This is a genomic window from Streptococcus porcorum (genome assembly GCF_053203725.1).
Genome location: NZ_JBRUDG010000002.1, coordinates 1 through 25,964 on the forward strand (window position 1 = coordinate 1; position 25,964 = coordinate 25,964).

Consider the following 25,964-nt stretch of genomic DNA (forward strand, 5'->3'; position numbering starts at 1 on the left):
TTTAGGATGGAAATCTCCTATCGATATCAGAAAAGCTTTACTAGGAGCTAGCTCCTAGTAAAGCTTAACAAATGGATAGCTTCAAAATAACATTTTAGGTCTCACATCATTGACAAAGGTACACAGATACAGAAGGTAAGATTAGAATAACTCAAAAAACTTAAACAAACCTAATCTCATCAAAAATAAAAGGGCCACTAGCCCTTTTATATGATTCCATTATAGTGCGGCACGCAATAGTGCTTCTGAATTTTCAACATTACGCACAGAGCGTGGTAAGAAGGCGCGAATATCATCCTCTTTATAGCCAACTTGCAAGCGCTTTTCATCAATCAAGATCGGCGTTTTTAAAATACGAGGGTTCTGGATGATCACATCAATCACCTCACTCACACTAAGCTCCTCAATGTCAAATTTTAAAGCTTTAGCATAGCGATTTTTTGAAGATACGATACTTTCTACACCATTTTCTGTTTTTGATAAAATGTTAAATAATTCTTCTTTTGTTAGAGGGTCTTTTGCTAAATTTTGTTCTTTATAAGGTAATTGGTGAGCATTAAGCCATGTTTTAGCTTTTTTGCAGCTCGTACAACTTGAAATTGTATAAATCTTAATCATGTCAATTCTCTCTTTCCTTACATGATACTATTATCATACCACAGGCCCTCCTTGAATAAAATCCGTCTTAGGACCTATTTTTATTCCTCGATTTCAATAGCATCATCCAACTCTAGAACGACATCTTCCTGCTCAAGAACTTCTTCTTTAACAGACGCTACTGGCTCATCTGATGCCTCAATCAAGCCAAAATGCACGCGTACTTTACGATCAATTTCTTCTAGAATTTCAGGATGATCCAACAAGTACTTCTTAGCATTTTCAGAACCTTGACCAATCTTAGCATCGTTATAAGAATACCATGCACCAGCTTTTTTAATAATTCCTAAGTCACTGGCAATCTTCACCAACTCTCCTGCTGCTGAGATACCCTCACCATACATGATTTCAACCAAAGCTTCCTTAAAAGGAGGTGCTACCTTGTTTTTGACTACCTTAATTTTTGTCTCACGCCCAATGACACTACCTTTTTGGTCACCTGTTCCCTCAACTTTATTTGAAGTACTACGAACATCTAAACGCACAGAAGCATAAAACTTAAGAGCACGCCCACCAGGAGTTGTTTCAGGGTTTCCAAACATAACACCAACTTTTTCACGCAACTGGTTAATAAAGATGGCAATTGTTTTGGTTTTGTTAATGGAAGCAGATAGCTTGCGCATCGCTTGGCTCATCATACGCGCTTGAAGTCCCACATGACTATCACCGATATCCCCATCAATCTCCGCACGAGGAACAAGAGCTGCCACCGAGTCAATAACTACCAAATCAACTGCACCTGAATCAATTAACTTCCCTGCAATTTCAAGCCCCTGCTCACCAGAGTCTGGTTGTGATAGGAGTAATTCATCAATATTGACTCCTAAAGCTTGTGCATACAAAGGATCTAAAGCATGTTCTGCATCAATAAAGGCTGCAATACCACCTTCTTTTTGAGCTTGAGCTACAGCGTGAAGGGCAACCGTTGTTTTACCTGAACTCTCCGGACCGTAAATCTCAATAATACGACCTTTAGGATAACCACCTGCACCAAGAGCAATATCTAACGCTAGACTACCTGAGCTCATGACTTGAACTTTTTGCTCCGCACGCTCGCCCAGTCGCATCACTGCCCCCTTACCAAAATCCTTTTCAATGGTTTTTAAGGCATCATCTAAGGCCTTTTTACGCTCATCACCAAATTTTTTTGTAATTTCATCTAATTTTTTACCAGATTTTTTAGCCATTTTTTCTCCTTTATTTAAATCTAGAGACACATCTTTTTTATTATACTAAACTTTAGCTTTTTAATAAAGTCTGACGGACTAAATTTAAAGCATGTAGTACTGCTACTCTTCGAATCGTAGAACGACTTCTTCCTCCTAAAGATAGCTGTAAAATCTCTGTCCCATTTACGCTCGCCAAAGCAATAAAGACAGTTCCTACTGCTTGACCTTCTAATTCCTCTGGACCAGCAACACCAGTTAAGGAAATCGCAAAATCTGCACCTATCTTTTCTCTTGCTCCTTCAGCCATTGCTTGTGCTGTAAAGGAACTCACCACTCCATGCTCTGCTAGATCTTCTATATTAATCCCTAACATTTTTGATTTCTCCTCCATACTGTAGGTAACAAAACCACCCGAAAAAATCTGAGACGCTCCTGAAATATCAGCAAGACTGGCTTGAAATAAGCCAGCGGTTAGACTTTCAGCTGCCGTAATAGTTTTATTGTTAGCTTTCAAAAGATTAACCACCACTTCTGATAGACTTGTATCATCACCATAAGCATAAAATAGTTGAGAAAGTGGTTCTCGTTCTAAGATTTTTGATTCAAACTGGTCTAGTTTAAGAGTAGCCTCTCTTTGACTTTTTGCCTTAGTTGATAAGCGCAAAGTCACCTCACCAGTTTTCGCATAAGGCGCTAAAGTAGGATCAGTCTGTGTTTGAATCAAATCATCTAATAAAGTGACTAACTGACTCTCACCCATCCCAAAAAAGCGTAAAACACGCGAATAAAGTTTTTTACCACTGTCCAAAAGTGGCAATAGCTCCTCTCTCACCATCGGTTTTAACTCCCCTGGAGGCCCAGGGAGGACAACATAAGTCGTACCATCAACTGTACTGAGTCCACCTACTGCAAGTCCTGTGCGATTTTGTAAAGCAGTTGATCCTTCAATAATCTGAGCTTGACGTTCATTATTTGGTGTTCGACTGCTAGATGGCCGATGTGAGAAAAACTCATCTAGGCGCTGTTTAGCAGATAAATCAGTAACCAATTCACGATTTAAAAATTGCGCTAGGGTTTGTTTGGTCAAATCGTCTTCTGTTGGCCCTAAACCACCACATAGAATGATCAAATCACTCCGTTTTTTTGCAATGTCTAAAATCGATAAAAGACGCTCCGCATTATCCCCAACTACTGTTTGAAAATAAACATCGATACCAATCTGCGCCATCTGCTCAGATAAAAATTGAGCATTGGTATTAACAATCTGCCCTGTTAAAATCTCTGTCCCTACCGCTATCAATTCTGCCTTCATCTTTGCCTCCTAACTATTTATTCGATAATGATGGTCTTACTGTCATACTTTTTTTAATTTGTTAACAAAGAAACCAGAGTAGCGTCAAAACTGAGTACTCTGGTGTCTTATCTTTTCATCTACTTGACTAACATTTTCAAGCCAGATTTAATATAGTTTTCAGCGGTGTCAGTTGTCCCTTCAAAAAAGGCACGTATTTTTTTCAATTCACTAGCTTTATATCCCAGAACCAAAAGGGCTTCCATTGCTTCTTCTAATTCTGGATTACCAGTAGCCTTTTGATGAGATTTTTTCTGCTCAGGAGCTGTTTCGACAAATTTTCCTGCTAATTCTAAAACCATCTGTTGAGCTGTTTTTTTTCCAATTTTTGGAAACTTTGTTAAGTATTTAATATCGCCACTATCAATCGCAGCAACCAAGCCTTCGTTATCATCAGCTGCAATAATGGCCAAAGCTGATGTTGGACCAATTCCTGTAACAGAAATTAAATTTAAAAAAACTGATTTTTCATGCTCATCATGAAAACCATATAACAACTGGGCATCCTCACGCACCACATGATGTAAAAAAATGCGAACTTCTTGATTAACTAAATCAGAAAAACTATAAGGATTGGCAACATGTATGATATAGCCCAAACCCGCTGTTTCTACCACAATATACTTAGCAGTAATTCGTGTCACTACCCCTTTAATATAATCGTACATCTCTTTTCCTTCTATTCATATTTTCCCATTTCACGTAAACTTTGGTGGTTTTCTTGAATACGTCTAAACATTTTTTCCATATCTGATGTCGTAAAATGAACTAGAACTGGTCGTCCATGAGGACAATTATAAGGATTTTGGCACTCAGATAATTGAGTCAGTAAATCTCTTGCAGAGTAGTCATCTAGCTTATGATTAGCTTTAATACTACGCTTACAAGACATCATAATGGCCAACTCTGACCTGTAACCCTTAATGGAGACCTGATTGGTTAATAGCAACATGTCACACATCTCATAAACCCCTGACTCAATCTCTTCTTCTTTAAACCAAATAGGATGCTCACGCAAAATAAAAGTATTTGGACCATAATCTTCTAAGTAAACCCCTACTTGATTTAAGAGAGACATCTTATCCTTTAGACGCAAAAAATCATCCTTAGGGAACTCAAATAAATAAGGGACTAACAGTTGTTGCGAAGAATTGTCAACCTGACCAATTTTTTCCCGATAGTATTCATATTTCACTCGTTCCTGGGCAGCATGTTGATCGATAATGTATAGACCTTCTTTACCTTGCGCAAACAAATAAGTACCGTGCATTTGACCAAAGTAATCTAGTTCAGGAAATGTGGAGCTGACCTCATTTTCAAGTCTTTCTACAGCCTTGTCAATCTGATTTTTACTCGATTTCACTGACCAATCAAAATCTGGATGTTCTGAAAATGTGCTATCTTCTCCAATTTCTCTTCTGTTAGCCATCTTAATAGAAAAACTAACAGCATCTGTTCTGTCAACTTCTTTGTCAACATCCTTGTCAACATTGTCAAATCCCTTGACAGTATTTTCTGCTACTTGAGCTTCATCAAGGAAAAAATCTTGCTTAACAGCATCGTATCTCAATGGACTACTTTTTAAATTGAGAGTCGTTTGAACCGGTTTTGAGAGAGAACGTGTACTTGATTTTGCTAAGTTTTCAAGAGCATCTGGAATCAAATCTTGTTGACGCAAACTTTCCATGATAGCTGTTTTAATTAAATGCATCAGCTCAGCTTCTTTTGAAATACGAACTTCTTGTTTAGTTGGATGAACATTAACATCAGCAAGATAAGGATCAATCTGAATATCAATGACAGCAATAGGAAAACGTCCAACCATTAGTTTGGATCCATATCCTTCTAAAATCGCTCGGTTGATCAAAAAATTTTTAATATAACGCCCGTTAATTAATAGTGTAATATAATTACGGTTTGCTCTAGTCAGCTCTGGCAAACTGATATAGCCTGAAATTTCAAAATCCAAATCACTGGTACTAATTTCCACCATCTTACGAGCAGTGTTCAAACCATAAATTCCTGAAATAGCTTGACGTAAATCACCTGTTCCGGTTGTCTTTAGCAATTCACGACCATCATTAATCAATGTAAAAGCAATTTCTGGGTGTCCTAAACTTAAGCGGTTGACCACATCAATAATATGAGCTTGCTCTGCTTGTAAACTCTTCATGTACTTCAAGCGTGCTGGCGTGTTAAAAAAGAGATTTTCGACCTTTATTTTTGTTCCAATGGGTGTTGTGACAGGCTCTTGTTTTTCAACTTTACCCCCATTGGCCACAAGTAAGGTACCACTTGGGTCTGCCTGACTAGCCGTTTTAATCGTTAATTTACTAATAGACGCAATAGATGGTAGGGCTTCACCACGAAAGCCTAAGGTTCTAATCCGAAACAGATCTGCTTGATTTTTAATCTTACTCGTTGCATGCCTTCTTAAACTAAGAGCAACGTCAGACTGACGCATTCCTTCTCCATTGTCTGTGATTTGAATCGACTTGAGTCCTGCTTCCTCTATCTCTATTGTGATTTGACGGCTGCCTGCATCAATAGCATTTTCTACCAGTTCCTTGACCACACTAGCAGGACGTTCAATCACCTCACCTGCTGCAATTTGGTTAGCTAAAATCTCTGGTAATTCGATAATTTTTGACATTGCTTCCCTTTCTAAAGCAGTTTTTTCAATTCGTATAAGGTTGACATAGCTTCCATAGGGGTAAGATTTAAGACATCAACCTTCTGTAATTGATCTAATACAGGATGTGAAGCTTCTTGAAAAAGGCTGAGCTGCGTACTAACGGCTTCTTTAGTAACAGCAGATGGATTCACCTGAGCAACTATCTGAGCCGAGTGTTCTTCTAAATCTTTTAAAATGGTGTCTGCACGATTCAGTAAATTTCTCGGTAAACCTGCAATCTTAGCCACATGAATACCGTAAGATTTATCAGCAGGACCTTCAGCAATTTTGTGCAAGAACGTCACTTCTCCATCTTGTTCTAAAATAGAGACATGAACATTGACTAACTGTGTCAATGTTTTTGACAAAGTTGTCAACTCATGGTAATGGGTAGCAAACATGGTCTTTGCCCCAACATGCTCATGAATATACTCAATAATGGACTGAGCAAGGGCCATACCATCATAAGTAGCCGTTCCACGACCCAACTCATCAAATAAAATCAAGGAGTGCGGGCTAGCTAATTGAATCGCTTGATTAGCCTCCATCATCTCAACCATAAAAGTCGATTGTCCAGAAATCAAATCATCTGCTGCCCCAATACGTGTGAAAATAGCATCAAAAATTGGAAAATTAACATAATCTGCTGCAACAAATGCTCCCATTTGAGCCATAATTACGGTCAAGGCGAGTTGACGCATATAAGTCGATTTCCCACTCATATTAGGTCCTGTAATTAACTGAATCGTAGTATCAGTATCAAAAGTAATGGTGTTTGGAATATACTCTTGTACTCCCATCACTTTTTCGACAACAGCATGACGACCATTTTCAATCGAAATCATTTGGTCAGTATTAAATAGCGGTCGAATATAGTGATTATTTTCAGCCACAACTGCTAATGATTGCAAGACATCAATAGTTGCCAGTAGGCGGGCTAATTTTTGAAGGCGCTGAATGTATTTTTCAACCTGAGCACGAATAGACATAAAGATATCATACTCAAGATTAGCTGACTCTTCACGTGCTTCTAACATATCCCCTTCAATCTTTGCCAATTCAACTGTACCATAACGCTCTGAGTTTTTTAGGGTTGCTTTTCGAAAGAAATGCTCTGGGACCAAGTCAAGATTAGAGTTGGTTACATGGAAATAATAGCCATCTTTTTTATTGTAGTCAACTTTTAGATTAGAAATGCCACTAGCTTCACGCTCTTTAGCTTCTATCTCAGCTATCCATCCTGCTCCTTCTTTCATCACACGGCGATAGCCATCTAGTTTTTCATCAAACCCTGTTTTAATAATATTACCTTCTAAAATTGTCATGGGAGCTTCTGGATTAATAGCTGAGCTAATCAAGTGTTCCAACTCTGGTAGGGGATCCAGTTGTGCAACCAACTGTTCTAAAGCAGGGCTATCAAACGTTTCTAAGATAGACTTAATCATAGGAACATTGGACAAGGTTTTTCCAAGTTGAAGGAGATCCTTAGGATTAGCTTTTCCAAAAGAAACTCGACTAGCCAAACGCTCAATATCATAGATTCCTTTTAAGCTTTCTGTTAAATCATGGCGCTCAAAAAAATGGTCTAAGAAAGCTTGAATCACCTCTTGACGATTTAAAATTTTAGTTTGATTCACCAAAGGCCGATCAATCCAGCTACGCAATAAACGAGTCCCCATAGCCGTCTTAGTCTCATCTAGTAGCCAGTACAAACTACCATGTTTCTTTCCTGTCCGAGCATTTTCTAATAAGTCTAAGCTTTTTTTCGTGGCGTAAGTCATCTGCAAAAAGTCCTTAATTTCGTAATGTAAAGCTTTTTGGAGATGGCTAAGTTCTCTTAGTTGCGTGGTTTTAACATAAGCTAATAACTTACCTGCACTGCTTTTTTCAAGAGGTGTCAAGGCGTTGTCAATAAGGTGTAAATCTTCTATGGCCTCCAAACTCTCAGATAATAACAAGTTGAGTTGTTTGGTTAAAAGGTGCTTTTCTTGTTCAGGTAGCTGATACCCCAAAACAACTTCTTTTGCCTTAAGGTTTAAAATCTCTGATGTGGCTGTATCAAAATCTGATAAGGTAGTTGTATGAAACTCCCCTGTTGATACATCCATATAAGCAAGGCCATAAGAAAGACCATCTGTATCAAGAGAGACTAAGAAATTATTACTAGCATCCTGACTACTGGAATCAATAGCTGTCCCTGGGGTAATGACCTGAACAACTTCTCTTTTGACCACACCGACAGCTTTTTTTGGATCCTCCATCTGCTCGGCAATCGCCACCTTATATCCCAACTCGACTAAGGTGTCAATATATTGTTGCGCTGCATGAAAAGGCATGCCTGCCATTGGAATAGGATGATCTGCATTTTTATTACGACTCGTCAAGGTCAGCTCTAAAATTTGGGCAGCTTTTGTCGCGTCCTCATAAAATAACTCATAAAAGTCCCCCATACGAAATAGCAAAAAAGCATCTGGATATTCTTTTTTAATATCCAGATACTGCTGCATGCCTGGGGAGAGTTTTTCTTTTGTCATGATGTCAACTCCTCATTTATTTTATCTTCAATAGATTTTGTCACATACTGTAAAAGATCACTAGTGTCTTGTAACTTTACACGATAAGCTTGAACAAGGGGATTTTGATTAAGCTCAACCTCTAAAAGAATAGCAGCCTCACTACTGCTTTCATAAGCTTGAGATTTCTCTAACTTTTGGTATAAAACTGCTTCTTGCTGATAAGCTTTCATCTTTATAGTTTGCTCTTGTAATTGTGGTAATGATTTAACTTCTTTTTCTAGAGCTTGATAAGAAATCACATTAGGATGCTGAGCTAGAAGACTAGCTAGATGATCTAACTGTTTTTGAAAAGGCATCATAGTGATAACTCAATATCGCTTTCTAAATTTTTTGCCATCGCTTCATCTCGACAAATCACAATCAATGTATCAGCGCCAGCAATTGTCCCTAAGATCCCCTCCTCGTTCTCAGCATCAATAATATTAGCTAAAACATCAGCTTCTCCTAAATTAGTATGGATGACCAACATAAAACTTGCACGCGCAACCTTTAAGATAAACGGTGATATGGCTTCTAAAAAACTGCTATCTGTTAGATTAGATAGGCTATAATACAATCGACCTTCACCGTCCCGTAATTTTAATAACCCAATTTCTCTCAAGTCACGAGACAAAGTGGCTTGTGTTACAGAAATACCCTCTTCCTCTAAAAGAGCCTTGATCTCTTCTTGTGTTCCCACACGGCCTTTCTGGATAATTCGTTTGATTCTATTTTGACGTTCTTGTTTGTTCATGATATCCTCAATCTTGTATAAATATGCTAACTGATTATATCAAAAATTCCTTATTTTTTCGACACTTAAAGCAGGAGACTTCCTAGAAATCTTCTATTTTTAGTCATCAATTGAGTGATTTTATGTTAAAATAGAATGACTGATTAACAAAGGAGTACCTTTATGAATAACAAAGAATTGATTGCTTTAGAAATCAATAAAGTTGTCCCTGACTTGGACAAAGAAACAATTTCCAACTTACTTGAAACACCTAAAAATTCTGACATGGGAGATGTGGCCTTTCCTGCCTTTAGCCTCGCTAAAATTCTTAGAAAAGCCCCTCAAATGATTGCATCAGAAATTGCAGAAAAAATCGATGCTTCAGCCTTTGAAAAAGTAGAGGCAGTTGGACCTTACATCAATTTTTTCCTCGATAAAAAGGCTATTTCTGTAAAAGTGTTGAAAGAAGTCATCCGCAATAAAGAGCATTACGCTGATCAAAGTATCGGGCAAGGAAAAAATGTTGCCATTGACATGTCCAGCCCAAACATTGCCAAACCTTTTTCTATTGGACATCTTCGCTCAACTGTTATCGGAGACAGCTTATCCAATATCTTTAAAAAATTAGGCTATCATACGGTCCGCATTAACCACCTTGGTGACTGGGGTAAACAGTTTGGTATGCTAATTGTTGCTTACAAAAAATGGGGAGATCAAAAAGCTGTTGAGGAAAACCCTATCAGTGAACTCTTAAAACTCTATGTTCGTATCAATGAGGAAGCTAAAGAACATCCTGAATTAGATGACGAAGCACGTGACTGGTTCCGTAAGTTAGAAAATGGGGATGAAGAAGCACTTAACTTGTGGCAATGGTTCCGCGATGAAAGTCTAGTAGAGTTTAACCGCCTTTATAAAGAGCTTGATGTTAAATTTGATAGCTACAACGGTGAAGCCTTTTATAATGACAAGATGGATGAAATCGTTGAACTGCTTGAAGAAAAAGGTCTTCTTGAAGAATCAGAAGGTGCTCAAGTTGTCAACCTTGAAAAATACGGTATTGAACACCCCGCTCTTATCAAAAAATCTGACGGTGCCACTCTTTATATCACACGCGATCTCGCTGCTGCCCTTTATCGCAAACGCCAATATGACTTTGCTAAGGCCATTTATGTGGTAGGGCAAGAACAGTCAGCCCATTTCAAACAACTTAAAGCTGTCCTTAAGGAAATGGACTATGACTGGAGTGAGGATATTACTCACGTTGCCTTTGGTCTAGTCACTAAAGAAGGTAAAAAACTTTCTACACGTAAAGGGAACGTTATCCTACTTGAACCAACTATTGCCGAAGCAGTTAGTCGTGCTAAAGCTCAAATTGAGAGCAAAAACCCTAACTTGCCAAACAAAGATGCCGTAGCTCATGCTGTGGGAGTTGGTGCCATCAAGTTCTACGACCTAAAAACAGACCGTACCAATGGCTATGACTTTGACCTAGAAGCTATGGTTTCCTTCGAAGGAGAAACTGGACCTTATGTGCAATATGCTCACGCACGCATCCAATCCATCTTGCGTAAGGCCGACTTCACACCAGACGAAACAACAACTTATAGCTTATCTGATACAGAAAGCTGGGAAATTATCAAATTGATCCAAGACTTCCCACGTATTATTGTCCGCAGTGCCGATAACTTTGAGCCATCTATCATCGCTAAATTTGCGATTAACCTTGCACAAAGCTTTAACAAGTACTATGCGCACACTCGTATTCTAGATGACAGTCCAGAACGTGATAGTCGCTTAGCACTTTCTTATGCCACAGCAACAGTCTTAAAAGAAGCCCTTGCTCTTCTTGGAGTAGAAGCACCAAACGAAATGTAAACAAAATCCCATTTGGTAAATACCAAATGGGATTTTCTTAATTCAGATTCTTTTTCCTTCGAATCGTAAAATCGGAACTAACGACCTCATCTACATCTAAAATAGAGATAAAGGCATCTGGATCCATATCTAATAAAATCGCCTTAACATCTCTTACTTCGCTAGGGTTTAACACCACATAGAGTACCTGATAAGAAGTTCCTGAGTAAGCACCTTGTCCCTGTAAAAAGGTTACTCCTCTATTGATCTCATTTAAAATTCGTTTTGCTACCAAATCTGATTGTTTCGTAATAATAATCATTCCTCGAACACGATAACCACCATTTTGAACAACCGTTACGACTTGACTAAAGACAAAACTGGCAATTAAGGTATAAAGCATATGTTGTAAATCAATATAAGTTAGAGAACCTAATAAAACCAGCAGATCTATGGTTAAAAGCGTCTGCCCCAATTTGAAGCCGAATTTTTCCTCTAAGACACGCCCGATAATATCTGTTCCACCTGTTGTGGCACCATATCGAAAAACAAGACCACTTCCTACACCTGCAAAAAGACCAGCGACCACAGCCACCAACATCATGTCATTCTTTAAGGGAATTTCAATTGGAACACGTTGCCATAGCCAGATAAAAATAGACATGGTGAGGGTGCCATAAATGGTTAAAACTAATGATTTTTTTCCAAAAACACGTGCCCCCAAGACAAATAACGGTAAGTTTAAGAGTAGGGAAGAATAGGCAGGATTAAGACCTATTAAAAAATTGATGATAAGAGTAACTCCTGCGATGCCCCCTTCAGCTAAATGATAAGCCATATTAAACTTGACAAAACCAAAAGTATATATTGCAACCCCCAAAGCAATCATTAGCAGATTCTTAAAGGTTAATCGTTTATCTTCTTTCATCACGTATCCCCCTTACCACAAAAAAGGAAATCGGGATCAATCATCATCTCCCAATTTCCTCCTTTCTATTTTTTCATTTTTCGATATTTACTTTTTGATGCCACAAATTCTGGACTCATGACTTCATCAACATTAAAGACTGAAACAAAAGCTTGCGAATCAAGTTCTCTCACTAAGATCTTAACATCACGAACATCTGTAGGGCTCAAAGCAACATACATCACATCTTTTTCTCGACCAGAGTAGGCTCCCTCTCCTTTTAAAAAAGTTACCCCTCTCCCCAAATCTTTCATAATAACCTTTGAAATCTCTTGGGAGTGATTAGAAATAATGATCATGCCCCGAACAGCATATCCACCATTTTGAACTAGATTAACCATCTGGCTGTACATAAAGCTAGCAATCAAAGCATACATCATCTTGGGAATAGTGATATAGGTCAGCGATAAAATCATCACAAAAATATCAAATGCAAGAAGAGCTTGGTTTAATTGGATTCCAAACTTGTCCTCAATAACACGTGCTACAATATCAGACCCTCCAATAGTCCCCCCATTTCTAAAGACCAATCCACCACCTAAACCAGCAGTGATGCCAGCGAGCAAGGATACTACCAAGTCATCATGTTCTAAATCAATGACAATAGGAACTTTCTGGAAGATCCAAATAAAAAAATAGAGACAGAAAATTCCCTCAATCGTATAAATCATTGATTTACGACCAAATAAGTAAGCTCCTAAAAGGATCAAAGGTAGATTAATCAGATAGCCTGAATAGGTAGGGTTAATTCCAAAAAGGGCATGTAACACTAGTGTCAAACCAGATAAACCATTGGCTGCAATTTGATTAGCCATATTAAAGTAAACAAATCCAAAAGCATAAATAGCTGCCCCAAAGGCAATCAGAATCATATTTTTCAGACGAAACTGATAATCCACTATCATACAAAATCTCCTAAACTCCTACTGATCCTCTTCTACAAATCTTCCAATGATATGAACATTCTCCGCTACTGAAACAAAGGCTGTCGGATCATATTTTTTCATCAAATACTTAAACTCAGCATACTCTGAACGGGTGATAATAGTGATCAAGACACATTTTTTCTCGTGATTATAAGTTCCTTCTGCATCATTGATACAGGTCACACCACGATTTAATTTTTTGTGAATCATGCGAGTGACTTTATCAGGATTACTGGTGATAATCATAGCCTGCATTTTCTTTTGCTTGGTAAAGACAGCATCCGTCACACGACTAGAGACAAAGATTGTCACCATGGAGTATAGAGCATACTGCCAACCAAACAAAAGTCCCGCAAACAACATAATGACAGCATTCACTGCTAAGGAAATATTACCAACATCACGGCCTGTTTTCTTACGGATCGTTAAACTAACAATATCTGTCCCACCACTTGAAATATTAGACTTCAAAGCATAACCTATGCCAACTCCCATCACCAAACCTCCAAAAATGGCGTTAATCAAGGGATCTTTGGTTAACGTTATTTCAGGCATAAACTGAATAAATAAGGTACTTAAAGTAACTGTAATAAAAGTAAATACTGTAAATTTATGCCCAATCTTATACCAAGCCAATACAATCAAAGGAATATTAATAGCATAAAAGGTAAGAGCTACAGGAATTGCAAAACCTAGTAGGCGGTGGCTTAGAGCTGACAGAACCTGTGCTAAACCAGTGACACCACTGGAATAGACATGCCCTGGCTGAAAGAAAAAGTTGACTGCAATACTGGATAAAAGGGCATAAAGCAGGGAAGCGGATACCTTCTCTGCATATTTTTCCCTTGAAATACTTTGTAGGGTTTGAAACAATCCTACTTTTTTAGCAGCCTGACCAACTGCATACTTTGTTTTCTTTTTAAAACTAGCTTTTTTAATCATTGTCCTCTACTTGCAAAGCAAGCTCTTCAAGTTGTTTTGGAGAAACAAGGCTAGGTGCTTGTGTCATAGGATCACTAGCCTTATTATTTTTAGGAAAGGCAATTACTTCACGGATATTATCTTTACCAGCCAATAACATCACCAATCGGTCTAGACCCAAGGCTAAACCACCGTGTGGTGGGAAACCATAGTCCATAGATTCTAACAAGAAACCAAACTGTTCATTAGCTTCCTCAAGAGAGAATCCTAGAGCTTTTAACATCCGCTCTTGTAAGTCTTTTTGATTAATCCTCAAGCTACCACCACCAAGCTCATAACCATTTAAGACAATATCATAAGCAATAGCTTTTACCTTACTAAGATCACCCTCAAGTTCATGTGCTGTATCTGCTTGCGGCAGGGTGAAAGGATGGTGAGCTGACATGTAGCGGCCTTCTTCTTCTGACCATTCAAACATTGGCCAATCAACAATCCACAAGAAATTAAATTGTGACTCATCAATTAAATCTTGCTCCTTAGCAATACGATTACGAAGAGCGCCTAAAGTATTATTCGCAACATCTAAGCTATCTGCTACAAAAAGGACCAAATCATTTTCAGAAAGCGCTAAGCGCTCAACAAGAGCTGACTCAATATCTGTTAAAAACTTAGCAACTGGACCTGCTAAGTTAGCATCATTATACTTCACCCAAGCTAGACCTTTAGCACCGAATTGTTTGGCAAACTCTGTCAACTTGTCAATATCTTTACGAGAATAAGCATCCGCCTTACCTTTGACAATAATTGCTTTTACTGTCTCAGCTTCTGAAAAGACTTTGAAATCAACTCCCTTTACAGTTTCTGTCAAGTCTTCTAGAAGCATTTCAAAACGAGTATCTGGCTTATCTGAACCATACTTGTTCATAGCTTCGTCATAAGACATACGTGGGAATGGCAAAGTGACTTCAATCCCTTTTGTATCCTTCATCACTTTTGCGAGTAAACCTTCTGTCAAGTCTTGAATCTCAAGATCTGTTAAAAATGATGTTTCTAAATCAACCTGTGTAAACTCAGGTTGACGGTCACCACGAAGATCTTCATCACGGAAACACTTAACAATTTGATAATAGCGATCAAATCCAGCATTCATCAACAATTGTTTTGTAATTTGAGGGCTTTGTGGAAGAGCATAAAAATGACCTTGACTCACTCGACTTGGTACAAGGTAATCCCTCGCTCCTTCTGGAGTGGACTTTGTTAACATCGGTGTTTCTACATCAATAAATTCAAGAGCATCCAAATAATTGCGAATAGAATGTGTCACCGCTGCACGCAGTTTAAAGTTTTCGAGCATCTCAGGGCGACGAAGATCTAGGTAACGGTAACGCAAACGTGTCTCATCACTGATTTCTGCACCATCTTTAATTTCAAAAGGAGTTGTTTTGGCTACATTTAGAATACGCAACTGCTCAACATGTAATTCCACCTCACCTGTAGGCAATTTATCATTAGCTTGACCACGTTTTTCAACTTGACCTGTCACTTCAATAACATACTCACTACGTAATTTTTCGGCTGTAGCCACAACTTCTGCTGAAGCATTTTCTGGGTTGATCACCAATTGCATGATGCCTTCACGATCACGCAAATCAATAAAAATCAAACCTCCTAAGTCGCGACGTCTAGCAACCCAACCTTTAAGAGTTAGGATTTGTCCAACATGTTCTGTGCGAACACGTCCTGCATACATTGAACGTTTCATATTATTTCTCTTCTCCATCTAAAATATTCATTCCTTCATATTATAACAAAAAGCGCTTAAAAACCCCACCCATTTCAAAAGAGTTTTTCGTTGCTTATCCTAAAATCTAGATAAGATTATCTTATCAGACAAAAACCTCAGTAAGTTCAACTTACTGAGGTTTTTGTTAGGCTAACTTTTCTACAATAGCCGCAAAGTTTTCTGTGATTTCAGTAAAGCTTGCGGTGTACTCTTCACGCGTCTGATTATTTTTAATAGTGACTTGGCCACTTTCTACTTCACTTTCGCCAAGCGTTATCACTAACTTCGCACCAAAAGTATCTGCTGACTTGAACTGCGCCTTAATTTTACGGTTAAGATAGTCTCGTTCTGCTTTAAAACCTTGATGACGAATAGCTTGTACCAACTCTAAAGCCTTCCCATTAGCACCAGCTCCTAAAACCGCTAAATAAACATCCAAACTTTCTTCAACTGGTAGGCTGATCCCTTGTTTTTCAAGAATTAAAAGCAAGCGTTCAAGTCCTAGTCCAAAACCAAAACCAGCCGTTTCTGGACCACCGAAATACTCAACCAAACCATCATAGCGACCACCTGCACAGATGGTCAAGTCAGAACGATCAACAGTTGTGATGAACTCAAAAATCGTGTGATTATAATAATCCAATCCACGAACCATATTGGTATCAATCACATAAGGAATCCCCAAGCTCTCAAGCATGTTACGTACTTGATCAAAATGTTCCTGACTCTCTTCATCTAGATAATCTAAAATAGACGGAGCATTTTCCACTGCTAGCTTGTCTTCTTTTTCCTTAGAATCTAGGACACGCAAAGGATTTTCTTCTAGACGACGCTGACTATCTTTTGAGAGCGTCTCACGAAGAGGGGTTAGATAGTCAATCAAAGCTTGGCGGTAGGTCGCACGACTCTCTGGGCTACCCAAAGTATTAAGGTGAAGGGTCACATCTTTAATCCCTAAAGTCGTAAATAATTGATAAGCCATAGCGATCGTTTCAACATCTGTGGCAGGGTTGGGAGAGCCAAAGCACTCAACACCAATTTGGTGAAACTCACGCAAGCGACCTGCTTGTGGACGCTCATAACGAAACATTGAACCAATGTAATAAAGTTTAACAGGTTTTTGAACCTCTGGAGCAAAAAGTTTGTTTTCAACATAAGAACGGACCACTGGAGCTGTTCCTTCTGGACGTAGAGTGATGTGGCGCTCACCCTTATCATAAAAATCATACATCTCCTTAGTGACAATGTCTGTTGTATCGCCAACAGAGCGACTAATCACTTCATAATGTTCAAACATAGGTGTTCGAATTTCAGCATAATGGTATTTCTTAAATGTTTCACGTGCAACTTCCTCCACATACTGCCATTTAGCAGACTCTTGTGGCAGAATATCTTGTGTTCCCTTAGGTTTTTGCAATTTCATCTGTATTGATACAAGGCCCTATCTTTGAAAAATAAAGCATCATCCTTCAAAAACTAGCTAGCGTCTATTAGTGATACGACACCGCTACAGCCTCTTCACCTTTCCCTTAATTTCCTACCTATTTTACCACATTCTGCCCTCAAAAACTATCACTAGAAAAGGAAAAGACTGGTCAAGAAAGAAATTTTTCTTACTCCTTCATCACAAAAGAATGTCTCACTTTTTATGAAAATACATGAAAACCATTGTCTTTATCAGGGATCTGCGATATAATTTTCTAAGAAAACGTTTGCATAGAAAGGTTGCTTATGAAAAAAGAATTTCGATTAGTTCCCTACGGGGATACCCCTTATCACACTGGTTTAGCTATTCCTGTTTTTTCTTTACGTAGCGAAAACGATTTCGGTGTTGGGCAATTTAGCGATTTAAAGGCCTTGGCAGATATCACCAAAGCAAGTGGGCTTGATATTATTCAGATTTTACCAATTAACGACACCAATGCCACTCAAACCTTTAAGGATTCTTCTCCTTATACCGCCACTTCTGTTTTTGCCCTCCATCCCCTTTATCTAGACTTAACACCATTTGAAAAAGAGCTTGATTCAGACAGTCTTACAACTTATCAAAAAGAGAAGGCAGCATTCAATCAGCTAGAGGCGGTGGATTATCCAAATGTTATCAAAAGAAAACTCTTTTATGCTCGAAAAGTCTTTGACAAACTCAAAAAAAGTCTAGCTCACGACAAAAACTTCAAAGCTTTTAAAGAAGAGAAAAAAAGCTGGCTAGAAGCTTATGCTTGCTTTAACTATTATCTCAAGCAGTATGATAGTACCGATTTTACAGATTGGAAAGAGCATGCCGTCTATCAAGATCATTTCTATAAAGAACTACAAAAAAATGCTGAAGCTAAAGATTTCTTAGACTTCCAAGCTTTCTTACAATTCGTCCTTCACCAACAGCTCCTTGAGGCTACTCAATATTGTCATAGCATCGGAGTCGCCATTAAAGGAGATATTGCCATCGGAGTCGGACTTTTCTCAGCAGACGCTTGGCAAAATCCTGATCTCTTTAATCTGGATATGCAAGCAGGAGCTCCACCAGATGCTTTTTCCACAACAGGACAAAACTGGGCTTTACCGACTTATAATTGGACACGTATGGCAGAAGATGGGTACGCTTGGTGGAAGGCCCGTCTTAACAGTATGGCAACCTATTTTGATGCCTACCGCCTAGACCATATCCTTGGTTTTTTCCGTATCTGGGAAATTCCAACCTACTCTGTTCGTGGTTTACTCGGACACTTCACCCCTGCCCGCGGTTACTCCGTTGAAGAATTGGAACAAATTGGTATTCCTTTCCGAGCTTGGGGAGGGGAAAAGCGGTTTGTTGAACCTTTTATCAAGGATTGGGTTATCGACCGTATTTTTGGACGTGATCAAAGAGATAGAATTATTCAAAATTACCTCAATTATGTAGGCTATAAAAATTATGAATTAAAAGAGCCTTTTAAAGACCAAAAGACGATCGAAGCTCTAGATATTGAAGAATATATCAAGGATGGACTCTACCAGTTGACAGAAAATGTCCTACTCATTAAGGATCATGAAACAGATGGGTACTATCATCCCCGTGTCTCTCTAACACAAACTATCTCTTATCAAGAATTAGGCTATGAATTCCAAGAAAAATTTGATTGGCTTCATAATGACTACTTCTATTATCGTAATAATCATTTTTGGAAGGAAAAAGCTCTAGAAAAGTTACCTGTCCTCAAAAATGCAACAGATATGCTTGCTTGTGGAGAAGATTTAGGGATGGTACCTGCCACTGTTCCAGAAGTAATGGCAGAAACGCAGATTTTAAAATTAGCTGTTGAACGTATGCCTGATGACCCTTCTCAATTTGTTCACCACTTGGATCACTTAGATTACCTCTGTGTGGCAACTCCCTCTAGTCATGATACTTCAACCCTAAGACAGTGGTGGCAAGAAGATTTTGCATTTACGCAACAATATTATAACCAAGTAATGCACTTCTTTGGAGAAGCGCCACAAGAGGCTGGTCCAGAGGTGATTGAGAATATCATTTATCGCCACCTCAATTCTAATGCCATGATTGTCATTTTCCCACTACAAGACCTATTTGCTCTTAACACTGAGGTAAGCAATCCGAATCAAACAATCGAGCGCATTAATGACCCTTCTAATCCCAAAAATAGTTGGGATTATCGCATGCACCTCTCTCTTGAGCAGTTGTCTGAAAAAGCGGACTTTATTCAACAGCTTCATCACATGGTTACCAACTCTCGTCGAAGCAGCAAAGGCTAAAAAATGCTGTTCTAGTACCCTTTCTTAAACCAGTGTTTGAGGAAAAAATCTTAGAAAGTCCTATTGATCCGCTATGTAACTGATACAAATGAGTTTTCTTTACTCCCTAACTTGTAGGCTAGGACGTAAAGGAGACTTTTTTCATTTATCTAGTAACATCTGAAAATAATGATCGTTTCAAAAGCTTGACATCTATTCTAAAAATAGTATAATTAGAATAGTTCTAAATAATATTTATAATCATTCTAAATTAGAGGTAAACAATTATGACAACTAAAGACTATGGTAAAGCGCCATTTGTAACCAATATTGAGACAGCTACACTTGAAAATACTAACTACCGCACAGCTCTCTGGACAGGAGAACTCTTACAAGTTACCCTCATGTCTATCCCAGTTGGTAGTGACATCGGTGCAGAAGTTCACAATGAAAACGACCAGTTCCTCCGTATTGAGCAAGGGCACGGCCGTGTTATTATGGGTGAATCTGCTGATAAGATTACGCTTGATACTGAAGTTGGACCAGAAGATGCCATTTTCATTCCAAATGGAACCTACCATAATGTCATCAACATCGGTCAAGAAGACCTTAAAATCTACTCTATCTATGGACCAGCCCACCACGCTCATGGGACAGTTCATGAAACCCAAGCCATTGCTATCGCTGCTGAAGAAGCAGAAGAGCACGGTCATTAAGATGAACATTTTTCAACTTCAATCTGTCGGCTTATCAGATAATGATAAGTCGATTTTAACTGACATTAGTTTTACCGTTGCAGAAGGCGAGCGACTAACCTTGGTTGGACCTTCGGGCAGTGGAAAAAGCTCTATCCTAAAACTCTTGGCAGGCTTAACATCTGCGACCAGTGGGACTATTTTCTTTCAAGGAAAAGACCTAGCAGAGCTGGACATGCCGACTTACAGGAGAGAAGTTTCTTATTGTTTTCAACAGCCAGTTCTCTTTGGGCAGACCGTCCAAGATAATCTCCAGTTTCCATTTACCATTCGTCAGCTAGCCTTTGACCAGACCAAAGCCCTCAAGGCTTTAGAAACTGTGAATCTAGCACCAGAATTTTTAAGCAAGAAAATCACAGAACTATCTGGAGGAGAAAAGCAACGCGTTGCCCTCATCCGTAATCTACTCTTTGAGCCAAAGGTATTACTCTTGGACGAAATCTCTGCAGGCTTAGATGCCGAAACCAAGGCCATTGTCAACAAGCTCTTAGCAGACTACCAAGCTGCTAGAAATACTCTGATTGAAGTCACTCATGACCAGTCAGAGATTGATGCAGCCCAAAAGATTTTAAGAATTGAAGGAGGTCGTATCCAAGGATGAACGTTTCAGTAGATAATCTCTCCCTAGCCCTTGTTTTCGGACTGGTCTTAGTAGCCACGGGCATCAGTCAGAAGGAAAAGCTGGGCTTGACTAAGGATATTGTCATGGCCGTTGTCAGAACTGTCCTCCAGCTAATCTTTGTTGGCTACGTTCTTAAGTTTATCTTCCAAGCTTCAAATGTTTTTCTTAGCTTGATGATGATTTTGATTATTCTTTTTAATGCCAGTGTCCAAGCTAACAAACGCAATCCCAATAGCAAGAAATCCTTGCTTCATCCCTTTCTAGCCCTTTTAACTTCGACTGGTCTGACCTTGACAATCTTGGTACTATCGGGTGCTATCAAGTTTACTCCTTCGCAGGTCATTCCCATTTCAGGAATGTTGGCTAGCAATGCCATGACGGCCATCGGCCTGTCCTATCGGGCTATGTACAAGTCTTTCACAGATAACCGCCAACAAGTTTTGGAAAAACTCAGTCTAGGTGCCAGTGTTAAATTGGCTTCACAGGAGATTTTGCGAGAGGCTATCAAAACAGGCATGCAGCCTACTATCGATTCAGCCAAAACAGTCGGTCTTGTCAGCCTACCTGGGATGATGTCAGGGCTAATATTTGCAGGAGTTGATCCGGTCCATGCTATTCGTTATCAGATTATGGTCATGTTCATGTTGTTGTCGGCGACCAGTCTGGCTTCTGTAATCGCCTCCTATGCAGCCTATCAGACCTACTTTACGGATAGGGCCCAGTTGAAATTTGACTAATCGTTTCAGACTAGAGATAAAAGAAAAACACAGATAACCTTAGTTAACGTTATCTGTGTTTTTAGTTGTTGTCCAGCTCATGTTTAATGGTCTCACTAATCTTCTCGATAGAGAATAAAGGTCACAACAAAGGAAACGACGACTGAAATAATCAAGCCAGCAATAGCTGTGTAAAAGTATTTTAGCGTGTCCTCTCCGATGTAGGCTGCAATAGTTAGAAGCCCTGGCGAGCCACCTGAGAAGTTTCTGGCCCCTAAAATTCCTAGGAAGAAGCCTCCTACACCTCCAGCTACCATAGAGCCGATTAACGCTGCTTTATTTTGCAAGGTTACACCATATAAAGCAGGCTCTGTGATTCCAAAGATAGCCGTAAGACCTGCCGAAGAAGCCAAGGCTTTTTTATTGGTGTCTTTTGTTTTAACAGCAATCGCTAGCGCAGCACCTCCTTGTGCCACGTTGGAAGCTAACATCCCAGGCTGGGCAATGGTGTCATAACCAATAGTCATTCGGTTATTGATACCAATGGACACCAAACCATAGTGGGTTCCTGTCATGACAAGGAAAGGAGAGAAGATACCGACAATCGTTGGAACTACCCAAGGACCAAAGTTTTCTAACCATTTAAAGAAATCACCTAGCCAGTTTCCGACAATTGCCCCAATCGGACCAAGAACCAAAAGGGTCACAAGCGCAGTGATTAAGGTTGTTACCATCGGTACCAAGAAAAACTTGACTGCCTTAGGCGATACCTTATCCGCAAAACGCTCCACATAGCTCATAAACCAGACGGCTAAAATCACTGGAATGACCGTAGAAGAGTAAGAAGCTAGAGTCAAAGGTAGGGAGAAGAAGCTCAAGCTCTTTCCAGCTTCCTTAGCTGTCGTCACCATTAAGGTAAAGGTCGGATGGAGCAAGATAGCCCCCATCAACATCCCTAACTGAGGGTTAGTTTTAAATTGGCGAGCAGCCGAAGCCCCTAGAAAGATAGGCAGAAAATAAAAACCAGCATCACCGATAAAATTTAAAATCTGATAGTTGACATCATCTGCCGTCACCACACCAAAGACCGTTAACAGCGATAGGACCGCCTTAATCATCCCAGCTGCTGTAATGACAGGTAAGATTGGGGTGAAAATGCCTGAAATCACAGCCAGAAGCGTTTGTAGAGGTCCCTGTTTCACCTCTGTCGAACGCACAGACTGGTCAGAAAGATTGTCAACTAAGGCTGCATAAACATGGGGAACATCATTACCAATCACCACTTGATACTGCCCACCGCTTTTTGTTAAGCCAAGCACCCCCTCTAATGCTTCTACTGCCGTGTCATTAGCCTTTTTTTCGTCAACCAGACAAAAACGTAATCGTGTTGCACAGTGGGTAAGATCAGAAACATTTTCCTCTCCCCCTACTTGCTTTAAAATCTCCTGTGCTAACCCTTTATAATCCATATCCCACTTTTCCTTCCTAGTCAAAAAGCAGAGCAGGTTCAACCTTAACAAGCCGAGCCTGTCCTGCTCTTTTCTTATGATGTCCAGACCTTATCTGTAATAGTCTTGATTAAACGTAATTTTTTCCACTCATCTTCTTCTGTCAAGATATTGCCTTCCTCAGTTGAAGCAAAGCCACACTGTGTTGAGATACCAAGATTTTTTAGAGGAACAAGCTGTGCTGCTTCTTGAATACGTGCCACAATCGCATCAACATCCTCTAGTTGAGGATCTTTTGAGGTGATAACGCCAAGAACCAACTCAACATTCTCACGACCATTCCAGATATCTACTAGCGGAGCAAAGTCTCCTGAACGCTCATCGTCATACTCAAGGAAGAAAATGTCATAGTTGAGCTGACCAAGATATTTTGAAATGGTATGATAGCCACCCTCAAAAAGATAAGTTGACTTAAAGTTCCCACGACAAACGTGTGTTGCGACTGTTAGGTCGTCTGGTAGCCCATCTAACACCTTGTTGATCACATAAACGTCATCTTCTGCAATTTTTTCAAAGACACGACGCTCTTCTGGCTGATCTTTGTAGTCTTCTAGTTGTTGAATCAAATAAGCCCAAGTTGTATCATCTAGTTGCACATAACGCGCTCCTAAGTCATAAAAATGCTTGATAGTATCTTGATAAGCCTGTGCTAGACCATCAAGAAAATCTGTCCAACTATCATAATAATCAGCATACAAATCACTACGGTGATCGCGGTTAATGACCAAAGATGGACTTGGAATGGTTACCTTAGGAGTTACCCCTTCAGGTGTGATTGACTTGAGGTACTCAAAGTCACGGTAAAATGGGTGGTTTGGGTTCTCTGCAACCTTACCATTAAGGCGGACATTGGTCGTACGCGTCTTAGCGCCGTGGAACTTATAAGAGTCTTCTTGAAGGTAAGCTTCAAAACCTGTTAACTCCCACAAGAAGTCTAGGTGCCACCATGAGCGTCCAAACTCTCCATCAGAAACAACCTCAAGGCCATTTTCAACCTCATGATGCACCAACTCTTTTACCAATTGGTCTTGAACAACTAGAAGTTCCTCTTTTGAGATGTCTCCTTTAGCAAACTGCTCACGCGCCTCTTTTAAAGCTTGTGGGCGAAGATAGCTACCAACATGGTCAAAATGAAATTGCGTTTTTGTCATCTGTCTTACTCCTTATATTGCGAAATCAATTGCCCCTATTGTAACGCGAAAAGATATTGCTGTAAAATATATATTTACTATTGTTTGTTATAGTTTTAGACTATAAAAACGCTTTGTTTTAATAAAACAAATAGTGAGCTCTGTCCTTTCCTAAAAAAACGAAAAAAATTGTCAAGTAACTTTACTTTACAAAAAAGATTTGTTATACTGTTAAAGTTGGCAAAAGCCGAAACATACATTTGAAAGGAAATAAAGAAAATGGCAGTACCTGCACGTCACACTTCAAAAGCGAAGAAAAACAAACGTCGTACACACTACAAATTGACTGCACCATCAGTACAATTTGACGAAACTACTGGAGATTACTCACGTTCACACCGTGTATCACTTAAAGGATACTACAAAGGACGTAAAATCGCTAAAGCTGAAGCTAAATAATTAGAAGGGAGATACCATGCGCGTAAATATTACACTTGAACACAAAGAATCTGGTGAACGCTTGTACCTTACTTCAAAAAACAAACGTAACACTCCAGACCGTCTTCAATTGAAAAAATACTCACCAAAATTGCGTAAGCACGTTGTGTTTACTGAGGTTAAGTAAGGGGTTCACTACACGTCATTAGACATCAAAACATTGATTTTAAGCGATTTTTGAATTTTTGAAGTTCATTACATTGCAATAAAAATCAACCGAATCACTACCTTTTTCACTACCTTTTTTTGAAATAAGATTATTGATTCGGACAATCAAAGGCAAGAGGAGCTTCATAATGAGGCTCCTCTTTTTCACTACCATTCCTGAAAATTTTAGAAATAGTCTTGTCTTTTCTAAAATTTGGGGAATCCAAAAAGGCGGAGATAACTCCGCCTTTTGATATTATCTAGCATTAAGGGCATAGATGTAACTAACATAACAAGCTAAATCGCCTATCTGTTTTCTATTCCCTTTCATGTCTTCAAACCAAGATAAATCGTGTCCCTGTATCTGAGCATAGTTAACGTAAATTTTTAAAGTATAAATCACTTTATTATGCTTAACAGTACGAGCCTCATCTCTAGCCTGTTTTTCTTCTCGGCTTAGCTGTAACCACTCCCCACGAACTTTGGCATAGTCAACTGATGCTGATACAAAATCATTCCAGTATTGAAGAGAATCCTCATCACCTTGCTTTAGTACACCGATAAGGGTTTGATAGTATGAGGTGCAAACCTCAAAACTCAAAGCGTCTTTTTCATTGGTAAAATCTTGATAAGTTATCGAAATCACTGCTCTTTTTACCCCCATTCAGCTTCATTTGCTTTAAAGTGTGTCGTTTTCGTTGATGATAGACTGCCAATCTCTTTCTTGGTCTGTTAGACGGGTTTTCAAGAGCTCTGAGATGTCCTTATAATCTACAACCAAGGTCATTTTCGCCATTAGGCTTGCTACTCTACGAAAGTCAAAGTCTTCAAGGAGGTCTATTCCTCTTGTGGCTATAAAGACCGTTCCTGCTCGATAGGCGGTCATATAGATAAAGTGTCTGCTGTCGTAGTTTTGATAGCTCAATGAGAACTTGTCATAGATTTTCTCTAGCTCTGATGATGAAACGGTATCCACATGCCAATTATTACCGTACTGGTCAAACTTCTCTAGCATAAACTGATAATAGACATCTCTAGGGACGTTTCTCAGGCTGATAGAGACATTGTAGCCTAGCTTCTCGGCATCTGCCACTTTGGCAAGGGCTATCAGTTTATCAAGGTCTCCCTCGATACTGAGCTTATGCCCAGAAGCATGATAAGTAACATCAGTTTGCACTAAAAGCACGTCTAGTAGCTTTTCTTGGGTCATGGTCGATTCCTTTCTCTTATAGAAGAAACTACCTAGCAAAAGCTAGATAGTCTTCTGGT

At 39.2% G+C, this 25,964-nt stretch carries 24 protein-coding genes; 7 read left to right on the plus strand and 17 right to left on the minus strand.

Annotated features, from left to right (window positions below; translation table 11 throughout):
* Nucleotides 1-219: 219 nt before the first annotated feature.
* The 8 genes from spx to argR all read right to left on the minus strand — a co-directional run bounded on the left by spx (nucleotide 220) and on the right by argR (nucleotide 9,160).
* The gene (spx, locus tag ACVRWY_RS00530) at nucleotides 220-618 is read right to left on the minus strand and encodes a transcriptional regulator Spx (protein ID WP_354367284.1); all 399 of its coding nucleotides are present in this window, start codon (nucleotides 616-618) and stop codon (nucleotides 220-222) included.
* An 80-nt stretch (nucleotides 619-698) separates the two neighbouring features.
* On the minus strand, nucleotides 699-1,844 hold the full coding sequence (gene recA, locus ACVRWY_RS00535) for a recombinase RecA (RefSeq protein WP_354367282.1): 1,146 nt from the start codon (nucleotides 1,842-1,844) through the stop codon (nucleotides 699-701).
* Between the two features lie 52 nt (nucleotides 1,845-1,896).
* Nucleotides 1,897-3,138: a competence/damage-inducible protein A gene (locus tag ACVRWY_RS00540; protein WP_354367280.1), complete on the minus strand. Its 1,242-nt coding sequence runs from the start codon at nucleotides 3,136-3,138 to the stop codon at nucleotides 1,897-1,899.
* 119 nt (nucleotides 3,139-3,257) lie between these two features.
* A complete protein-coding gene (gene ruvA / locus ACVRWY_RS00545) occupies nucleotides 3,258-3,845 on the minus strand; it encodes a Holliday junction branch migration protein RuvA (protein WP_354367278.1) in 588 nt (195 codons plus the stop codon).
* Nucleotides 3,846-3,856: 11 nt separating this feature from the next.
* Nucleotides 3,857-5,830 (minus strand): DNA mismatch repair endonuclease MutL, encoded by a 1,974-nt coding sequence (gene mutL / locus ACVRWY_RS00550; RefSeq protein WP_354367276.1) that lies wholly within the window; start codon nucleotides 5,828-5,830, stop codon nucleotides 3,857-3,859.
* 11 nt (nucleotides 5,831-5,841) lie between these two features.
* Nucleotides 5,842-8,385 (minus strand): DNA mismatch repair protein MutS, encoded by a 2,544-nt coding sequence (mutS, locus tag ACVRWY_RS00555; protein WP_354367274.1) that lies wholly within the window; start codon nucleotides 8,383-8,385, stop codon nucleotides 5,842-5,844.
* Nucleotides 8,382-8,726: a YlbF family regulator gene (locus tag ACVRWY_RS00560; protein ID WP_354367272.1), complete on the minus strand. Its 345-nt coding sequence runs from the start codon at nucleotides 8,724-8,726 to the stop codon at nucleotides 8,382-8,384. Before ACVRWY_RS00560 ends, mutS begins: the two co-directional genes overlap by 4 nt.
* Nucleotides 8,723-9,160, minus strand: a complete 438-nt coding sequence (gene argR / locus ACVRWY_RS00565; RefSeq protein WP_354367270.1) for an arginine repressor — start codon at nucleotides 9,158-9,160, stop codon at nucleotides 8,723-8,725. The genes ACVRWY_RS00560 and argR overlap by 4 nt, the downstream gene beginning before the upstream one ends.
* Before the next feature lie 162 nt (nucleotides 9,161-9,322).
* Between argR and argS the strand changes: the two genes are divergently transcribed.
* Nucleotides 9,323-11,014, plus strand: coding sequence for an arginine--tRNA ligase (gene argS, locus ACVRWY_RS00570; RefSeq protein ID WP_354367268.1), 1,692 nt, complete (start codon nucleotides 9,323-9,325; stop codon nucleotides 11,012-11,014).
* A gap of 37 nt (nucleotides 11,015-11,051) precedes the next feature.
* On the opposite strand, the gene ACVRWY_RS00575 is transcribed toward argS, so the two are convergent.
* The 5 genes from ACVRWY_RS00575 to hisS all read right to left on the minus strand — a co-directional run bounded on the left by ACVRWY_RS00575 (nucleotide 11,052) and on the right by hisS (nucleotide 17,013).
* Nucleotides 11,052-11,921, minus strand: coding sequence for a YitT family protein (locus ACVRWY_RS00575; protein ID WP_354367266.1), 870 nt, complete (start codon nucleotides 11,919-11,921; stop codon nucleotides 11,052-11,054).
* A 65-nt stretch (nucleotides 11,922-11,986) separates the two neighbouring features.
* Entirely contained in the window at nucleotides 11,987-12,865 is an 879-nt protein-coding gene (locus tag ACVRWY_RS00580; RefSeq protein ID WP_354367264.1) for a YitT family protein, read from the minus strand.
* 18 nt (nucleotides 12,866-12,883) lie between these two features.
* Nucleotides 12,884-13,828, minus strand: coding sequence for a YitT family protein (locus tag ACVRWY_RS00585; RefSeq protein WP_354367262.1), 945 nt, complete (start codon nucleotides 13,826-13,828; stop codon nucleotides 12,884-12,886).
* Entirely contained in the window at nucleotides 13,821-15,569 is a 1,749-nt protein-coding gene (aspS, locus tag ACVRWY_RS00590; RefSeq protein ID WP_354367260.1) for an aspartate--tRNA ligase, read from the minus strand. Before aspS ends, ACVRWY_RS00585 begins: the two co-directional genes overlap by 8 nt.
* A gap of 166 nt (nucleotides 15,570-15,735) precedes the next feature.
* Nucleotides 15,736-17,013 carry a histidine--tRNA ligase gene (hisS, locus tag ACVRWY_RS00595; protein WP_354367258.1) on the minus strand — a complete coding sequence of 426 codons (1,278 nt, stop codon included), beginning with the start codon at nucleotides 17,011-17,013 and terminating at the stop codon, nucleotides 15,736-15,738.
* A gap of 308 nt (nucleotides 17,014-17,321) precedes the next feature.
* On the opposite strand from hisS, the gene ACVRWY_RS00600 reads away from it, so the two are divergent.
* From ACVRWY_RS00600 to ACVRWY_RS00615, 4 genes are all read left to right on the plus strand, one after another.
* Nucleotides 17,322-19,340 carry a 4-alpha-glucanotransferase gene (locus tag ACVRWY_RS00600; RefSeq protein WP_354367256.1) on the plus strand — a complete coding sequence of 673 codons (2,019 nt, stop codon included), beginning with the start codon at nucleotides 17,322-17,324 and terminating at the stop codon, nucleotides 19,338-19,340.
* Between the two features lie 266 nt (nucleotides 19,341-19,606).
* Nucleotides 19,607-20,035, plus strand: a complete 429-nt coding sequence (locus ACVRWY_RS00605; RefSeq protein WP_354367254.1) for a cupin domain-containing protein — start codon at nucleotides 19,607-19,609, stop codon at nucleotides 20,033-20,035.
* 1 nt (nucleotide 20,036) lies between these two features.
* The gene (locus ACVRWY_RS00610) at nucleotides 20,037-20,675 is read left to right on the plus strand and encodes an ABC transporter ATP-binding protein (protein WP_354367252.1); all 639 of its coding nucleotides are present in this window, start codon (nucleotides 20,037-20,039) and stop codon (nucleotides 20,673-20,675) included.
* Nucleotides 20,672-21,433, plus strand: coding sequence for an ABC transporter permease (locus ACVRWY_RS00615; RefSeq protein ID WP_354367250.1), 762 nt, complete (start codon nucleotides 20,672-20,674; stop codon nucleotides 21,431-21,433). The genes ACVRWY_RS00610 and ACVRWY_RS00615 overlap by 4 nt, the downstream gene beginning before the upstream one ends.
* 95 nt (nucleotides 21,434-21,528) lie before the next feature.
* Here ACVRWY_RS00615 and ACVRWY_RS00620 read toward each other — a convergent pair whose 3' ends face one another.
* Together ACVRWY_RS00620 and ACVRWY_RS00625 are read right to left on the minus strand one after the other, a co-directional pair.
* Nucleotides 21,529-22,881, minus strand: coding sequence for a PTS transporter subunit EIIC (locus tag ACVRWY_RS00620; RefSeq protein WP_354367248.1), 1,353 nt, complete (start codon nucleotides 22,879-22,881; stop codon nucleotides 21,529-21,531).
* A gap of 74 nt (nucleotides 22,882-22,955) precedes the next feature.
* Entirely contained in the window at nucleotides 22,956-24,071 is a 1,116-nt protein-coding gene (locus ACVRWY_RS00625) for a vitamin B12 independent methionine synthase (RefSeq protein WP_354367246.1), read from the minus strand.
* A 258-nt stretch (nucleotides 24,072-24,329) separates the two neighbouring features.
* On the opposite strand from ACVRWY_RS00625, the gene rpmF reads away from it, so the two are divergent.
* On the plus strand, nucleotides 24,330-24,509 hold the full coding sequence (gene rpmF, locus ACVRWY_RS00630; RefSeq protein ID WP_018164771.1) for a 50S ribosomal protein L32: 180 nt from the start codon (nucleotides 24,330-24,332) through the stop codon (nucleotides 24,507-24,509).
* 16 nt (nucleotides 24,510-24,525) lie between these two features.
* Nucleotides 24,526-24,675, plus strand: coding sequence for a 50S ribosomal protein L33 (gene rpmG / locus ACVRWY_RS00635; protein ID WP_001265622.1), 150 nt, complete (start codon nucleotides 24,526-24,528; stop codon nucleotides 24,673-24,675).
* A 276-nt stretch (nucleotides 24,676-24,951) separates the two neighbouring features.
* Here the strand turns inward: rpmG and ACVRWY_RS00640 are convergent, their stop codons facing one another.
* Nucleotides 24,952-25,359 (minus strand): hypothetical protein, encoded by a 408-nt coding sequence (locus ACVRWY_RS00640; protein ID WP_277650069.1) that lies wholly within the window; start codon nucleotides 25,357-25,359, stop codon nucleotides 24,952-24,954.
* 15 nt (nucleotides 25,360-25,374) lie between these two features.
* Nucleotides 25,375-25,905, minus strand: a complete 531-nt coding sequence (locus tag ACVRWY_RS00645; protein WP_354367243.1) for a hypothetical protein — start codon at nucleotides 25,903-25,905, stop codon at nucleotides 25,375-25,377.
* Nucleotides 25,906-25,964: the final 59 nt, after the last annotated feature.

What these genes read in the sequence shown, in the direction of transcription:
- ACVRWY_RS00610 (WP_354367252.1), top strand. Translation starts at nt 20,037, where the DNA reads ATGAACATTTTTCAACTTCAATCTGTCGGCTTATCAGATAATGATAAG.
- ACVRWY_RS00575 (WP_354367266.1), bottom strand. Translation starts at nt 11,921, where the DNA reads ATGAAAGAAGATAAACGATTAACCTTTAAGAATCTGCTAATGATTGCT.
- ruvA (WP_354367278.1), bottom strand. Translation starts at nt 3,845, where the DNA reads ATGTACGATTATATTAAAGGGGTAGTGACACGAATTACTGCTAAGTAT.
- ACVRWY_RS00640 (WP_277650069.1), bottom strand. Translation starts at nt 25,359, where the DNA reads ATGGGGGTAAAAAGAGCAGTGATTTCGATAACTTATCAAGATTTTACC.
- mutS (WP_354367274.1), bottom strand. Translation starts at nt 8,385, where the DNA reads ATGACAAAAGAAAAACTCTCCCCAGGCATGCAGCAGTATCTGGATATT.
- recA (WP_354367282.1), bottom strand. Translation starts at nt 1,844, where the DNA reads ATGGCTAAAAAATCTGGTAAAAAATTAGATGAAATTACAAAAAAATTT.
- ACVRWY_RS00580 (WP_354367264.1), bottom strand. Translation starts at nt 12,865, where the DNA reads ATGATAGTGGATTATCAGTTTCGTCTGAAAAATATGATTCTGATTGCC.
- rpmG (WP_001265622.1), top strand. Translation starts at nt 24,526, where the DNA reads ATGCGCGTAAATATTACACTTGAACACAAAGAATCTGGTGAACGCTTG.
- argR (WP_354367270.1), bottom strand. Translation starts at nt 9,160, where the DNA reads ATGAACAAACAAGAACGTCAAAATAGAATCAAACGAATTATCCAGAAA.
- ACVRWY_RS00645 (WP_354367243.1), bottom strand. Translation starts at nt 25,905, where the DNA reads ATGACCCAAGAAAAGCTACTAGACGTGCTTTTAGTGCAAACTGATGTT.
- ACVRWY_RS00560 (WP_354367272.1), bottom strand. Translation starts at nt 8,726, where the DNA reads ATGATGCCTTTTCAAAAACAGTTAGATCATCTAGCTAGTCTTCTAGCT.
- ACVRWY_RS00615 (WP_354367250.1), top strand. Translation starts at nt 20,672, where the DNA reads ATGAACGTTTCAGTAGATAATCTCTCCCTAGCCCTTGTTTTCGGACTG.
- ACVRWY_RS00625 (WP_354367246.1), bottom strand. Translation starts at nt 24,071, where the DNA reads ATGACAAAAACGCAATTTCATTTTGACCATGTTGGTAGCTATCTTCGC.
- rpmF (WP_018164771.1), top strand. Translation starts at nt 24,330, where the DNA reads ATGGCAGTACCTGCACGTCACACTTCAAAAGCGAAGAAAAACAAACGT.
- ACVRWY_RS00585 (WP_354367262.1), bottom strand. Translation starts at nt 13,828, where the DNA reads ATGATTAAAAAAGCTAGTTTTAAAAAGAAAACAAAGTATGCAGTTGGT.
- ACVRWY_RS00540 (WP_354367280.1), bottom strand. Translation starts at nt 3,138, where the DNA reads ATGAAGGCAGAATTGATAGCGGTAGGGACAGAGATTTTAACAGGGCAG.
- aspS (WP_354367260.1), bottom strand. Translation starts at nt 15,569, where the DNA reads ATGAAACGTTCAATGTATGCAGGACGTGTTCGCACAGAACATGTTGGA.
- ACVRWY_RS00600 (WP_354367256.1), top strand. Translation starts at nt 17,322, where the DNA reads ATGAAAAAAGAATTTCGATTAGTTCCCTACGGGGATACCCCTTATCAC.
- ACVRWY_RS00605 (WP_354367254.1), top strand. Translation starts at nt 19,607, where the DNA reads ATGACAACTAAAGACTATGGTAAAGCGCCATTTGTAACCAATATTGAG.
- mutL (WP_354367276.1), bottom strand. Translation starts at nt 5,830, where the DNA reads ATGTCAAAAATTATCGAATTACCAGAGATTTTAGCTAACCAAATTGCA.
- argS (WP_354367268.1), top strand. Translation starts at nt 9,323, where the DNA reads ATGAATAACAAAGAATTGATTGCTTTAGAAATCAATAAAGTTGTCCCT.
- ACVRWY_RS00620 (WP_354367248.1), bottom strand. Translation starts at nt 22,881, where the DNA reads ATGGATTATAAAGGGTTAGCACAGGAGATTTTAAAGCAAGTAGGGGGA.
- hisS (WP_354367258.1), bottom strand. Translation starts at nt 17,013, where the DNA reads ATGAAATTGCAAAAACCTAAGGGAACACAAGATATTCTGCCACAAGAG.
- spx (WP_354367284.1), bottom strand. Translation starts at nt 618, where the DNA reads ATGATTAAGATTTATACAATTTCAAGTTGTACGAGCTGCAAAAAAGCT.